The 12,996-nt window shown below is 74.1% G+C and carries 12 protein-coding genes; 6 read left to right on the top strand and 6 right to left on the bottom strand.

Annotated features, from left to right (window positions below):
* Positions 1-35: 35 nt before the first annotated feature.
* Positions 36-728 carry a VanZ family protein gene (locus tag G8D98_RS06810; RefSeq protein WP_166100823.1) on the bottom strand — a complete coding sequence of 231 codons (693 nt, stop codon included), beginning with the start codon at positions 726-728 and terminating at the stop codon, positions 36-38.
* Between the two features lie 60 nt (positions 729-788).
* Entirely contained in the window at positions 789-1,409 is a 621-nt protein-coding gene (locus G8D98_RS06805; protein ID WP_166100821.1) for a cob(I)yrinic acid a,c-diamide adenosyltransferase, read from the bottom strand.
* Between the two features lie 155 nt (positions 1,410-1,564).
* Here G8D98_RS06805 and G8D98_RS06800 point away from each other — a divergent pair, with 155 nt between their 5' ends.
* Both G8D98_RS06800 and G8D98_RS06795 read left to right on the top strand, forming a co-directional pair.
* On the top strand, positions 1,565-1,924 hold the full coding sequence (locus G8D98_RS06800; RefSeq protein WP_166100819.1) for an STAS domain-containing protein: 360 nt from the start codon (positions 1,565-1,567) through the stop codon (positions 1,922-1,924).
* An 88-nt stretch (positions 1,925-2,012) separates the two neighbouring features.
* Positions 2,013-4,079: a protein meaA gene (locus G8D98_RS06795; protein WP_166100816.1), complete on the top strand. Its 2,067-nt coding sequence runs from the start codon at positions 2,013-2,015 to the stop codon at positions 4,077-4,079.
* On the opposite strand, the gene G8D98_RS06790 is transcribed toward G8D98_RS06795, so the two are convergent.
* Positions 4,069-4,614 carry a type 1 glutamine amidotransferase domain-containing protein gene (locus G8D98_RS06790; protein ID WP_166100814.1) on the bottom strand — a complete coding sequence of 182 codons (546 nt, stop codon included), beginning with the start codon at positions 4,612-4,614 and terminating at the stop codon, positions 4,069-4,071. The genes G8D98_RS06795 and G8D98_RS06790 overlap by 11 nt on opposite strands.
* A gap of 41 nt (positions 4,615-4,655) precedes the next feature.
* Positions 4,656-5,351: an endonuclease NucS gene (nucS, locus tag G8D98_RS06785; protein WP_166100811.1), complete on the bottom strand. Its 696-nt coding sequence runs from the start codon at positions 5,349-5,351 to the stop codon at positions 4,656-4,658.
* A 72-nt stretch (positions 5,352-5,423) separates the two neighbouring features.
* Between nucS and G8D98_RS06780 the strand changes: the two genes are divergently transcribed.
* From G8D98_RS06780 to G8D98_RS06765, 4 genes are all read left to right on the top strand, one after another.
* Positions 5,424-5,741 (top strand): hypothetical protein, encoded by a 318-nt coding sequence (locus G8D98_RS06780; protein WP_166100809.1) that lies wholly within the window; start codon positions 5,424-5,426, stop codon positions 5,739-5,741.
* Between the two features lie 75 nt (positions 5,742-5,816).
* Positions 5,817-7,595 (top strand): 3-hydroxyacyl-CoA dehydrogenase family protein, encoded by a 1,779-nt coding sequence (locus G8D98_RS06775; RefSeq protein ID WP_166100807.1) that lies wholly within the window; start codon positions 5,817-5,819, stop codon positions 7,593-7,595.
* 30 nt (positions 7,596-7,625) lie between these two features.
* Positions 7,626-10,028: an FAD-dependent oxidoreductase gene (locus tag G8D98_RS06770; protein ID WP_166100805.1), complete on the top strand. Its 2,403-nt coding sequence runs from the start codon at positions 7,626-7,628 to the stop codon at positions 10,026-10,028.
* 15 nt (positions 10,029-10,043) lie between these two features.
* Complete coding sequence (locus tag G8D98_RS06765; RefSeq protein ID WP_166100802.1) at positions 10,044-10,319, top strand: hypothetical protein; 276 nt, start codon at positions 10,044-10,046, stop codon at positions 10,317-10,319.
* Here the strand turns inward: G8D98_RS06765 and G8D98_RS06760 are convergent.
* Positions 10,316-11,536, bottom strand: coding sequence for an AI-2E family transporter (locus G8D98_RS06760; RefSeq protein ID WP_166100799.1), 1,221 nt, complete (start codon positions 11,534-11,536; stop codon positions 10,316-10,318). The two genes, G8D98_RS06765 and G8D98_RS06760, sit on opposite strands and share 4 nt — an antisense overlap.
* A 56-nt stretch (positions 11,537-11,592) precedes the next feature.
* On the bottom strand, positions 11,593-12,933 hold the full coding sequence (gene ccrA / locus G8D98_RS06755; protein ID WP_166100797.1) for a crotonyl-CoA carboxylase/reductase: 1,341 nt from the start codon (positions 12,931-12,933) through the stop codon (positions 11,593-11,595).
* Between the last annotated feature and the right edge of the window lie 63 nt (positions 12,934-12,996).

The raw sequence follows: 12,996 nt of genomic DNA, 5'->3' as shown, positions 1-12,996 counted from the left end.
CGCGCGTTTCACCGCCACCCGGGGGTCGCGCCCCGTCACCCCTCGACCGGGGTGGGCGCTCGCGGAGCCGCCCGGGCGAGGAGAAGGCCGGCGAGCGCCCCGAGACAGTTGGCGACGACGTCCCGCGGGGCGCAGGTGCTGTGCGTGAACAGGGCCTGGTAGGCCTCGATGCTCGCGGCCATGACCAGGAGGGTCGCGAGGGACCGGCGCCAGCCGACATGCGTCACGCCGAGCAGGAGACCCAGCGGAGCGCACAGCACAGCGTTGGGCAGCACATCCACGGTGAGGTCGGCGAACGACGTGGGGACGAAGCGGTCGATGCCGGCCACACACCGCACCAGGCGGTCCGACGGTGTGCCGGCAGACGTCGGCGCGAGCCGACGGGCGGGGAGGGTGGCGACCCAGTACAGGCTGAGGGCAGCGGCCGACCACAGCCACTCGTTCCTGCTCAGGCGCAGCGGGTGCCGGGCACAGGTGGCCACCACCGTGGCAAGACCGACGACGACGATGACCGTGGACCAGCTCGCCGGCTCCAGCCATCGCCAGAAGTTGTCGACCCACCCGGTCAGAGCCGCCGCTGTCGCCGCGGCCGCGCCGACCACCACGGCGGCGACGCGTGGCCACACACCCCAGCCCCGCGCTCGCCCGTCCACGAGCGACAACGCCCATGCGACCACCAGCGGGGCCAGGACGGTCCCCGCCCATCCGACCGCGGTGAGCTGTCTCACCCAGCGAACCTACGGACGCCCCTGGCCACCAGGGCTCCGACGCGCGGGCTGCGGGTGCGGCTAGTCGCCCGGGGCGGCGACCCGGCCACCGCCGGGGCGCCAGAGGACGTCGCCGCCCGCGGCCGCGGCGGCGGTGCGGGCCATGACGAAGAGCAGGTCCGAGAGCCGGTTGAGGTAGCGCGCGGTGGTGGGGTTGACGCCCCCGGTTCCGCGCTCGTCCGCCGGCTCGGTGCCGTAGGCCTCGATGGCGGCCCAGGTCGAGCGTTCGGCGCGGCGGACGACGGTGAGGGCGTGGTGGAGGTGGGCGGCGCCGGGGGAACCGCCGGGGAGGATGAACGAGCGCAGCTTCTCCAGGGGCTCGAGGAAGCGGTCGCAGTCGGCCTCGAGCTCGCCCACCCACTCCTCGTGCACCCGCAGCGGCTCGTGGTCGTAGCGCTCGCGCAGCGGCGTGGACAGATCGGCCCCGACGTCGAAGAGGTCGTTCTGCACGCGCAGGAGGACCCGGCGCAGGTCCTCGGGCAGGTCGCCGACCGCCAGCGCGACCCCGAGCACCGCGTTGGCCTCGTTGACGTCGGCGTACGCCGCGAGCCGGGGGTCGGTCTTTGCCGTGCGGCTGAAGTCGCCGAGGCCGGTCGTGCCGTCGTCGCCGGTCCGCGTGTAGATGCGGGTGAGGTTGACCATGGGGACCAGCGTCGCAGATGTCCACGGGCGTCGGCGGGGTGGCCGTTTGGTGCCAACGGCACATCTTTGCCGAACCTTTACCGCTTCTGGCGTATCCCGGGGCCCCCTCCGTGCGTCCATAGGGGCACACGACGGCGTGACGGAAGGGGAGCGCAGTGGGCGAGCAGGGGCGACCCATCGTGACGATCACCGAGCGGCCCGGCCCGGGCATCGTGGACGTGGCCCTCTCCGGACGGCTCGAGGTACGCACCGTGCCCGACGTCCGGCTCACCCTCCACCGGCTCCTCGCCGACGGGCACGAGCCACTGGCGCTGGACCTCGAGGAGCTCGAGCTCGCCGACGCCTCCGCCGTCGGCCTGCTCGTCGAGCTCCACCGGCGCGCGCGGCGGGCCGGCCGCCCGCTGACCGTCGTGGCCGCCACCGACCGCACCCGCCGGCTCCTCGTGCGGGCGCGGCTGCACGGGATGCTCCCGCTCGCGCCTCCCCGGCCCGGTCCCGCGGCCGCGACCTCCTAGGACCGCCCCCCGTGGCGGGCCTCACGTGTGGGCACTCTCACGCCGGGTGACCTACCCGCTCCCGCACCCTGCGGCTAGCGTTCCCGCCATGTCCGAGAGCAGTGACCCCTCGCGCCGCGAGCGCGACCGCCCGTGGGTCATGCGCACCTACGCCGGCCACTCGAGCGCGGCGGCGAGCAACGCCCTCTACCGCCGCAACCTCGACAAGGGCCAGACCGGCCTGTCGGTCGCCTTCGACCTGCCGACCCAGACCGGCTACGACCCCGACCACCCGCTGGCGCGCGGCGAGGTCGGCAAGGTCGGGGTGCCGGTGAGCCACCTCGGCGACATGCGCGCGCTCTTCGAGGGCATCCCGCTGGCCTCGATGAACACCTCGATGACGATCAACGCCACCGCCATGTGGCTGCTCGCGCTCTACCAGGTCGTCGCCGAGGAGCAGGCGCAGGCGGCCGGCGAGGACCCGGCGGCGGTCGTGCGTGCTCTCACCGGCACGACGCAGAACGACATCATCAAGGAGTACCTCTCCCGCGGGACCTACGCATTCCCCCCGGCACCCTCGATCCGGCTGACCACCGACGTCGTCGCCTACACGGTCGCCGAGCTGCCCCGGTGGAACCCGGTGAACATCTGCAGCTACCACCTCCAGGAGGCCGGCGCGACGCCCGTGCAGGAGATCGCCTACGCGATGTCCACCGCGGTGGCCGTGCTCGATGCCGTGCGCGACTCCGGACAGGTGCCGCCGGAGCGCTTCGGCGAGGTTGTCGCCCGCATCTCCTTCTTCGTCAACGCCGGGGTGCGCTTCGTCGAGGAGATGTGCAAGATGCGCGCCTTCGTCCGGCTGTGGGACGAGCTGACCCGGGAGCGCTACGGCGTGCAGGACCCCCGGCAGCGGCGCTTCCGCTACGGCGTCCAGGTCAACTCGCTCGGCCTGACCGAGGCCCAGCCGGAGAACAACCTCCAGCGGATCGTCCTGGAGATGCTCGCGGTCACCCTCTCCAAGGACGCCCGCGCCCGCGCGGTGCAGCTGCCGGCGTGGAACGAGGCGCTCGGCCTGCCCCGGCCCTGGGACCAGCAGTGGTCCCTGCGCATCCAGCAGGTGCTCGCCTACGAGTCCGACCTGCTCGAGTACGACGACCTCTTCGAGGGCTCGGCCGTCGTCGAGGCCAAGGTCGAGGAGCTCGTCGCCGGCGCGCGGGCTGAGATGGCGCGGGTCGCCGAGCTCGGCGGCGCCGTCGCCGCCGTGGAGAGCGGGTACATGAAGGCCGAGCTCGTCGCCTCGCACGCCCGCCGCCGGGCCCGGATCGAGGCCGGCGAGGAGGTCGTCGTCGGCGTCAACCGCTTCGAGTCCACCGAGCCCAACCCGCTCACCGCCGACCTCGACACCGCCATCCAGACCGTCGACCCCGGCGTCGAGGCGGCCGCGGCCGAGGCCGTGGCGCGCTGGCGGGCCGAGCGGGACGCCGACGAGGGCCGGCGGGCCCGGGCGCAGGCGGCCCTGGAGGCCCTGCGGGAGGCGGCCGCGACGTCGACCAACCTCATGCCGGCGACCCTGGAGTGCGCGCGGGCCGGGCTGACGACGGGGGAGTGGGCCGGCGCGCTGCGCGAGGTCTTCGGCGAGTTCCGGGCCCCGACCGGCGTCGGGGGCTCGGTGGGGGCGGCCGGGGGCGGCGCCGACCTCGCGCGCGTCCGTGACCTGGTCCGCACCACCGGCGAGGAGCTCGGCGAGCGGCTGCGCATCCTCGTCGGCAAGCCCGGTCTCGACGGGCACTCCAACGGGGCCGAGCAGATCGCGGTGCGCGCCCGGGACGCCGGCTTCGAGGTCGTCTACCAGGGCATCCGGCTCACCCCGGAGCAGATCGTCGGTGCCGCCGTGGCCGAGGACGTCCACCTCGTCGGCCTCTCGATCCTCTCCGGCTCGCACATGGAGCTGGTGCCCGAGGTCCTGGAGCGGATGCGGGCGGCCGGCGCGGGCGACGTGCCGGTCGTCGTCGGCGGGATCATCCCGGACGCCGACGCCCGCCGGCTCACCGAGCTCGGGGTGGCCGCGGTGTTCACCCCGAAGGACTTCGGGCTCACCGAGATCATGGCCCGCTTCGTCGACGTCATCCGCGCCGGGCGCGGCCTGGCCCCGGTCGGGGCGCCGGTCAGCCGCTGAGCGCGTCGGTCAGTGCGCCGGTGAAGGCCGGCAGGTCGCCCGGGTTGCGGCTGGTGATGAGGTTGTCGTCGACGACGAGCTCGCGGTCCTCCCACGTGGCACCGGCGTTGCGCAGGTCGGTCTGCAGGCTCGGCCAGGACGTCAGCGTCCGCCCGCGCACGACGCCGGCCTCGATGAGGGTCCACGGGGCGTGGCAGATCGCCGCGACCGGCTTGCCGGACTCGAGGAACGTGCGCACGAAGGAGACGGCGTCGCTGTCGGTGCGCAGCGCGTCGGGGTTGGCGACGCCGCCGGGCAGGACGAGCGCCGCGTAGTCGCCCACCTCGCTCTGCGCGACGGTGGCGTCGACCTCGAAGGTGTCGGCCTTGTCGAGGTGGTCGAACGCCTGGACCCGGCCGCTCTCGGTGGAGAGCAGGACGGGCTCGAAGCCGGCGTCGAGCACCGCCTGCCAGGGCTCGGTGAGCTCCACCTGCTCGATGCCCTCGGTGGCGACGAGGAAGGCGACCTTGCGGGACGTGCTGTGGGTATCGGTCATGTCCGGGCGCTACCCGGGCGGCCGGCCGGTGAAACGGCCGCTCAGAACAGCCGGTGCTCGCGGTCGTCGACGCCGCGCAGGGCGTCGTAGTCGAGGACGACGCAGCGGATGCCGCGGTCCTCGGCGAGGGTGCGCGCCTGCGGCTTGATGGCCTGGGCCGCGAAGACCCCCGTCACCGGCGCGAGGTGCGGGTCGCGGTTGAGCAGCTCGAGGTAGCGGGTCAGCTGCTCCACGCCGTCGATCTCGCCGCGCCGCTTGATCTCGACCGCGACGTGCCCGCCCGCGGCGTCCCGGCACAGGATGTCGACCGGCCCGATCGCGGTCATGTACTCCCGCCGGGAGAGCGTGTACCCCTCGCCGAGGGTCGTGATGTGCTCGGCGAGCAGCCGCTGCAGGTGGGCCTCGACGCCGTCCTTGACCAGGCCCGGGTCGACCCCGAGGTCGTGCTCGGTGTCGTGGACGACCTCGTGCAGGCGCACCCGCAGCCGGTCCTCGGACTTCGCGTGCCGGACCACCCACACGGTGCTCACGCCGTCGGCGCGCTCCTCCTCGTCCGGCTCGACCTCGGCCATCGAGCACGGCGGCGCCATCCAGTTCAGCGGCTTGTACGAGCCGCCGTCGGAGTGCACGAGCACCGAGCCGTCGGCCTTGACGAGCAGGAGGCGGGTCGCGAGCGGCAGGTGTGCCGTGAGCCGCCCCTCGTAGTCGACCGAGCACGTCGCAATGACCATCCGCACGAGCGAGCACCCTACCGGCGCCGGGTTGCCGGTGCCCGGGCCCCGGCGCACACTGGTCGCGAGGTGAGGCCGATGAGGGCTGCGCTGGCCGTGCTGGCCCGCACGATGGAGCGGGCGGGCCTGGCCGGGCGCCGGCCCCCGGAGCCACTGCCTGCGGTGCTGCTCGCCCTCGAGCTGGCCCGGCTCGCCGAGCAGGTGCGGCGCACCGAGGCCGACGGCCAGCCGCACCCCGCCGCCCGGCTCGCCGCCGCCCGGGCCGCCTACGACCACGTCCTCGTCCAGCTGTGCGCCCACGCGCAGGTCCCCGCGCCGGTCGGGCGGCTGCCCCTGGACCCCCGGGTGCGCCTGGGGCTGGAGACCGATCTCGTGGCCGCCGGGATGGCCTGGTGAGTGCCGGTCCGGGGTAAGCAGCGTCACGCCCGCGCGCCCTCGTGGCCCTCTCGGGCCTCTGGAAGGATCGCCGGCATGGCGCGTGACTTCACCAGCGTGGGTGTGATCGGACTCGGCACGATGGGTGCGGGGATCGTCGAGGTGTTCGCCCGCAACGGCATCGACGTCGTCGCGGTCGAGGCCGGCGCGGAGGCGCTCGCGCACGGTCGCGAGGTGCTCGCCGCGAGCACCGGGCGGGCGCTGCGGCGCGAGAAGCTCACCCAGGACGAGTACGACGCCCTGCACGCCCACATCCGGTACACGACCGACCTGGCCGACCTCGCCGGCTGCCAGCTCGTCCTCGAGGCGGTCCCCGAGCAGCTGGAGCTGAAGAAGGAGATCTTCGCCCGGCTCGACGAGGTCGTCTCGCCCGAGGCCGTGCTCGCGACGAACACCTCCTCGCTGCCGGTCACCGAGATCGCCGTCGCGACACGCAACCCCAAGCGGGTCGTCGGCATGCACTTCTTCAACCCGGCGCCGGTGCTGCAGTTCGTCGAGGTCATCCGCACCGTGGTCACCGCCGAGGACGTCTTCGACGACGTCAAGGCGCTCGCCGAGCGGCTCGGCAAGCAGCCCGTGGTCGTCGGGGACAAGGCCGGGTTCATCGCCAACGCGCTGCTGTTCGGCTACCTCAACCACGCGGTGTCCATGTACGAGTCGCGCTACGCCACCCGCGAGGACCTCGACGCCGCCATGCGCTACGGCTGCGGCTACCCGATGGGGCCGCTCGCCCTGCTCGACCTCATCGGGCTGGACACCGCCTACGAGATCCTCGACACGATGTACCGGCAGGGACGCGACCGGCTGCACGCGCCGAGCCCGATCATCAAGCAGATGGTCAGCGCCGGGATGCTCGGGCGCAAGTCCGGGCGGGGCTTCTACACCTACGCCGAGCCCGGCTCGCCGGAGGTCGTCCCGGACGCCCAGACCCCCTCCGGGGCCGTCCCGGCCGGCATCGCCCTGCGCGAGGTCGCCACCGTGGGCGTCGTCGGCAGCGGGACGATGGCGACCGGGATCATCGAGGTCTTCGCCAAGGCGGGCTACCCCGTGACGTTCGTGGCCCGCTCCGAGGAGAAGGTCGCCGCCGTCGTCACCGCGATCGGCCGCAGCTGCGCCCGGGCGGTGGAGAAGGGGCGGATGGACCAGGAGGCGGCCGACGCGCTCCTCGGGCGGGTGGCCGGCGTCACCGGCCGGGAGGCGCTCGCCGGGGTCGACCTCGTGGTCGAGGCGGTCGCCGAGGACCTCGGCGTCAAGCAGGAGCTCTTCCGCGACCTCGACCGGATCTGCCGGCCCGGGGCCGTCCTCGCGACGACGACCTCCTCGCTGCCGATCATCGACTGCGCCAAGGTCACCTCGCGCCCGCAGGACGTCATCGGGATGCACTTCTTCAACCCGGCCCAGGTCATGCGGCTCGTCGAGGTCGTGCACACCGTCTCCACCGCACCCGAGGTGCTCGCGACCGTCCAGGACCTCTGTGGGCGGATCGGCAAGGTCGCGGTCACCTGCGGCGACCGCAGTGGGTTCATCGTCAACGCGCTGCTCTTCCCCTACCTCAACGACGCGGTGAAGATGCTCGAGGCGAACTACGCGAGCGCCGACGACATCGACACCGCGATGAAGACCGGCTGCGGCCTGCCCATGGGGCCCTTCGAGCTGCTCGACGTCGTCGGCCTCGACGTCTCGCTGGCCATCGAGCGCGAGCTGTACGTCGAGCTGCGTGAGCCCGGGTACGCCCCGGCGCCGCTGCTGGAGCACCTCGTGACCGCGGGCTACCTCGGGCGCAAGAGCGGGCGCGGGTTCCGCACCTACGGCTGAGCGCCGGCACCCGGCGGTAGGGTCACGCCGGTGAGCACCACCGCCCCGCTCCCGAGCCGGGCCCGGGTGGTCGTCGTCGGTGGCGGGGTCATCGGCGCCTCGGTCGCCTACCACCTCGCGCACGCGGGGGAGCGCGACGTCCTCCTCCTCGAGCGCGACCGGCTGACCTCGGGCACGACGTGGCACGCGGCGGGGCTGATGACCTGCTTCGGGACCTTCAGCGCGACGAGCACGCGGCTGCGGCTGGACTCGCGCGACCTCTACGGGCGGCTCGAGGCCGAGACCGGCCAGCCGACCGGGCTGCGCCGGGTGGGGCTGCTCGAGGTGGCGAGCGACCGCGACCGGCTCGAGGAGTACCGGCGGGTGGCCGCCTTCCAGCGCCGGCTCGGCCTCGAGGTGGAGGAGGTCTCTCCCGCGCAGGTGGCCGACCTCTTCCCGCTGGCCCGCACCGACGACCTCCTCGGGGCCTTCCACGTCCCCGGCGACGGCCGGGTGAACCCGGTGGACCTGACGATGGCGCTCGCCAAGGGCGCCCGGGCGCTCGGGGTGCGGGTGGTCGAGGGGACGGCGGTCGAGGCGGTGACCACCCGTCGCCGGGGCGCGCTCGAGGAGGTGACGGGGGTGGTCACCGCGCGCGGCAGCATCGAGTGCGAGGTCGTCGTCAACGCGGCCGGGATGTGGGCCCGCGAGCTCGCCGAGGCCAGCGGCGTCGTCGTCCCGAACCAGGCCGCGGAGCACTACTACCTCGTCACCGAGCCGCTGGCGGGCGTGGCGCCCGACCTGCCGGTCCTCGAGGACCCGGCCTCCTACGGCTACTACCGCGAGGAGGGCGGCGGGATGATGGTCGGCCTCTTCGAGCCCCGGGCCGCCGCCTGGAAGGTCGAGGGCGTCCCGCGCGACTTCTCCTTCGGCACCCTGGCGCCCGACGTGGAGCGGGTGGCCCCCTTCCTCGAGCGCGCCCTCGGCCGGGTGCCCGCCGTGGGGTCCGCGGGCATCCGGACCTTCTTCTGCGGACCGGAGTCCTTCACGCCGGACCTCGCGCCGGCCGTCGGCGAGGCGCCGGGGGTGCACGGCTACTTCGTGTGCGCCGGGCTGAACTCGGTCGGGGTGCTCTCCGCGGGCGGGCTCGGCCGGATCCTCGCCCACTGGGTCCTCGCGGGGCGCCCGGACGTCGACGTGGCCGCGATCGACGTCGCCCGCTTCCGGTCCTGGCAGCTGGCGCCGGAGCACCGGCGAGCACGGACCGAAGAGGTCCTCGGCACGGTGTACGCGCCGCACACGCCCGGCACGCAGCTGCGCAGCTCGCGCGGGGTGTTCCGCTCACCGGTCCACGACCGGCTCGTCGCCGCCGGTGGGCACCTGCGCGACGTCGGGGGGTGGGAGTCGCCTCACTGGTACGCCGGCCCCGGCGAGCACCCGGTGGCCGAGCCCACGTGGGGCCGGGCGCCGTGGTTCGAGCAGTGGGCCGCCGAGCACCGGGCCGCGCGCGAGGCCGCGGGGCTGGCCGACCTGTCCTTCCTCACCCGCCTGACGCTTCGCGGTCCGGACGCGCTCGGCGTCCTCACGCGGCTCGGGGCCGGGGACCTCAGCCGGGACGGCCACCGCTGCTCGACCAGCTGGCTCGACGAGGACGGGCACCTGCTCGCCGACGTCGCCGTCCTGCGGCTCTCGGCCGAGGAGCTGGTCCTCCAGGCCTCCGGCACCCAGCACGGGCGGGTGCTCGGCGCGCTCCGGCGCGGCCTCGGCGAGGCGCAGGCGACGGTCACCGACCGGGGCACCGAGGAGGCGCTGCTCGCCCTGCTCGGACCGGCCGCCGGTGACGTGCTGGCGGCGGCCGTGCCGGGGGGCGCGTTCGGGCCGGAGGCGTTCCCGGCGGGAGCGGCCCGTCGGGTCGACGTCGCCGGGGTGCCGGCCCTGGTCGTCCGCGCGGCTGCGGGCGGTGGGGCGGTGTGGGAGCTGCACGTGCCGGCCGGCTCGGCACCGGCCGTGTGGGACCTGCTCGCGGGCTGCGGAGCGGCCTACGGTCTGCGCCCGGTGGGGCTGGCCGCCCTGGACAGCCTGCGCCTGGAGGAGGGACGTGCCGAGTACGGCGAGGACCTGGACACCACCGACGACCTCGGCTCGGCCGGGCGTGCGGGCTCCGCACCGCGGCGCCGGCTGGTGTCGGTCCTCCTGCTCGACCCCGAACCGCTGCTGTTCCACGGGGAGGTGCTGCTGCGCGACGGTGTGCCCGTCGGGGCGGTGCGCTCGGGCTCCTACGGCTGGACCCTCGGCGCCGCGGTGGGGCTGGCGCGGGTGGAGGCCGAGGTCCCGGTCACCCCGGCGTGGCTGGGCGAGGGGGCGTGGGAGGTCGACGTCGCCGGGGTCAGGTACCCGGCGCGGGTCACCCTCGGCCCGCCCCTGGACCCCTCGCCCGTCCGGCCCGAGGGGTGAGCGGACACTGGGTGGGTGCCCCGCGCCAACCGCCGCCGCCGCGACCTCGGGCGCCCCCTCGCCGGCTCGAGCGAGGTGCGCACCGAGGTCTGGCGCGGCGTGCCCTGGCACGTGCGGCGGCTGACCGGGAGCACCTCGAGCCGCGAGTACCGCTGCCCGGGCTGCCACCAGGCGATCCCTCCGGGAACCCCGCACGTCGTCGCCTGGCCGGCCACCGGTGTCGGCGGCCTGGAGCAGCGTCGGCACTGGCACGGGCGCTGCTGGGCCGCCCGCCACGCCGCTCGGCCCTAGGCCCGGCGCTGCCGCGGGACGAGCACCTCGTGGTAGAGCAGGAGCAGCCCGGCAGCCGTCGGGATGGCGAGGAGCGCCCCGAGGACCCCGAAGAGCGCACCCCCGACGAGGGCTGCGACGACGGTGACCGTGCCCGGCACCGAGACGGTGCGCTGCATGACCCGCGGCGCGATGACGTAGTTCTCCACCTGCTGGTAGACGACGTAGTACACGAGCGCGATGAGCGCCTTGCGCGGCTCGTCGAAGAACGCGACGAGCGTGACGACGCCGGCCCCGAGGGTCGCGCCGACCATCGGGATGAGACCGAGCAGGCCGACGGTCACCGCGAGCACGACGGGGTAGGGGATGCCGACGAGCGACATCATCACCCAGGACGCGACGCCGTTGAGGGTGGCGATCGCGACCTGGCCGATGGCGTAGGAGCCGACGCGGCGCATGATCTCCTCCGACAGGGAGACCACCCGCTCGCGGCGGCTGGCCGGCACGAGCGCGTAGGCGGCGCTCTTGACGCCCGGCAGCGACGCGAGCAGGTAGAGGGTGAGCACGAGCACCGTGAGGACCTGGAAGGTGCCGGTGACCACGGCCATGCCGGCGCCGAGGATGCCGCCGAGCACCCCCTCGACGAAGCTCTGGTCGGTCAGCCGGCTCGTCAGCTGCTCGCGCAGCCGGTCGACGACGTCGTAGTGCTGGTCGAGGTCGCGCAGCCATCGGGCGTCGAGCAGGTCCTGGACGTACTGCGGGGTCTGCTCGCCGAGGGCCGTGCCCTGGGCGACGACCGGCGGCACGATGACCAGGCCGATGAGGACGAACGCCCCAACGAGCCCGGCGAAGACCACGCCCACGGCCGCTCCCCGCGGCATCCGCCGGCCCGCGGCCAGCCGGTCGACGATCGGGTTGAGGGCGAGGGCGAGCACGAACGAGACGAGCAGCAGGGTGATGGCCGTCGCCGCCCGGCCGAGGGTGGTCCACAGCGCCCACGCGAGCAGCGCCCCGAGGGCGCCGAAGAAGCCGATGTAGAACGGGGAGTGCCGGTTCAGGGGCTCGCCGAGGCCGCCGTAGCGCCGCTGGCCCGAGGCCGAGGCATGCTCCTCTCCGGCGGCGGAGGACCCGGACCAGCCGGTGCGGTCGATGCGGTTGCTCTGCTCGAGGGCGCGGCGCTGCCGCCGTCGGTAGTCCCCCCACCGGGAGACCGGCCCCCAGACCGTCGTCAGTCGCACGTCCCACCTCCGGGGCACACCCTAGTGGGGCGCCCGGACACGGGCGCCGGCGCCGCTCAGGTGTCGCGGAAGCGGTTGATCTCCGCCTCGAAGCGCGCCCGCTTGTCGGGGTCGGTGACGCCGAGGCCCTCCTCGGGCGCGAGCGTGAGCACACCGACCTTGCCCTGGTGGGCGTTGCGGTGGACGTCGAGGGCCGCCTGCCCGACCTCGTCGAGCCGGTAGGTCCGCGAGAGCGTCGGGTGGACGATGCCGCGGTCGATCAGGTCGTTGGCCTCCCAGGCCTCGCGGTAGTTCGCGAAGTGGCTCGAGACGATCCGCTTGAGGTTCATCCACAGGTAGCGGTTGTCGTACTCGTGCAGGTAGCCCGAGGTCGAGGCGCAGGTGACGATCGTCCCGCCCTTGCGCGCGACGTAGACGCTGGCGCCGAAGGTCTCGCGCCCGGGGTGCTCGAAGACGATGTCGACGTCGTGCCCGCCGGTGAGCTCGCGGATCCGCTTCCCGAGCCGCTGCCACTCCTTGGGGTCCTGGGCGGTGCCCTCGTCGTTCCAGAAGCGGTAGCCCTCGGCCGAGCGGTCGATGATCAGCTCGGCGCCCATCGCCCGGCAGATCTGTGCCTTCTCCGGTGAGGAGACGACGCACACGGGGGTCGCGCCGCCGGCGAGGGCCATCTGGGTCGCGTACGAGCCCAGCCCGCCGGAGGCACCCCAGATGAGCACCCGGTCGCCGAGCTTCATGTGGGCGCCGTTCTTGCTCACCAGCTGCCGGTAGGCGGTGGAGTTGACCAGCCCGGGGGAGGCGGCCTCCTCCCAGGTGAGGTGGGCCGGCTTGGGCATCAGCTGGTTGGCCTTGACGACGGCCAGCTCGGCGAGCCCGCCGAAGTTGGTCTCGAACCCCCAGATGCGCTGCTGCGGGTCCATCATCGTGTCGTCGTGGCCCTCGGCGTCCTCGAGCTCGACCGAGAGGCAGTGCGCGACGACCTCGGTGCCCGGGCGCCACTTGGTCACCCCCGGCCCGGTGCGCAGGACGACTCCCGACAGGTCGGAGCCGACGACGTGGTAGGGCAGGTCGTGTCGCTTGGCGAACTCCGAGGTGCGGCCGTAGCGCTCGAGGAAGCCGAACGTCGGGACCGGCTCGAAGATCGAGGTCCACACCGTGTTGTAGTTGATGGCGCTGGCCATCACCGCGACGAGGGCCTCGCCGGGCGCCAGCTCGGGGACGGGGACCTGCTCGACGTGCAGCGACCGCCGCGGGTCCTTCTCCTTGGTCGCCAGCCCCTCGAACAGGTCGACCTCGTCCTTGTGCACCGTGGCCGCCCGGTAGCTGTCGGGGACGGCGAGGCCCGTGTAGGTCTCGGCGGTGCGGTCACCGGAGAGGATGGCCTGAAGGATCTGGTCCATGCGGGTCGTGCTCCTTGAGGTCGGGCTCGGGGGCTCTGCGCGAACCTACTGGGCGGCGCTACC

It is taken from the genome of Phycicoccus endophyticus (genome assembly GCF_011326735.1).
Classification (GTDB): Bacteria; Actinomycetota; Actinomycetes; order Actinomycetales; family Dermatophilaceae; genus Phycicoccus; species Phycicoccus endophyticus.
The sequence above is the reverse complement of the archived record's forward strand: the minus strand, read 5'-3'. Positions and strand labels throughout refer to the sequence as shown.

Excerpts from the sequence above, each read along its gene's own strand:
- G8D98_RS06805 (WP_166100821.1), bottom strand. The coding sequence starts at position 1,409 with ATGGTCAACCTCACCCGCATCTACACGCGGACCGGCGACGACGGCACG.
- G8D98_RS06795 (WP_166100816.1), top strand. The coding sequence starts at position 2,013 with ATGTCCGAGAGCAGTGACCCCTCGCGCCGCGAGCGCGACCGCCCGTGG.
- G8D98_RS06790 (WP_166100814.1), bottom strand. The coding sequence starts at position 4,614 with ATGACCGATACCCACAGCACGTCCCGCAAGGTCGCCTTCCTCGTCGCC.
- G8D98_RS06780 (WP_166100809.1), top strand. The coding sequence starts at position 5,424 with ATGAGGGCTGCGCTGGCCGTGCTGGCCCGCACGATGGAGCGGGCGGGC.
- G8D98_RS06775 (WP_166100807.1), top strand. The coding sequence starts at position 5,817 with ATGGCGCGTGACTTCACCAGCGTGGGTGTGATCGGACTCGGCACGATG.
- ccrA (WP_166100797.1), bottom strand. The coding sequence starts at position 12,933 with ATGGACCAGATCCTTCAGGCCATCCTCTCCGGTGACCGCACCGCCGAG.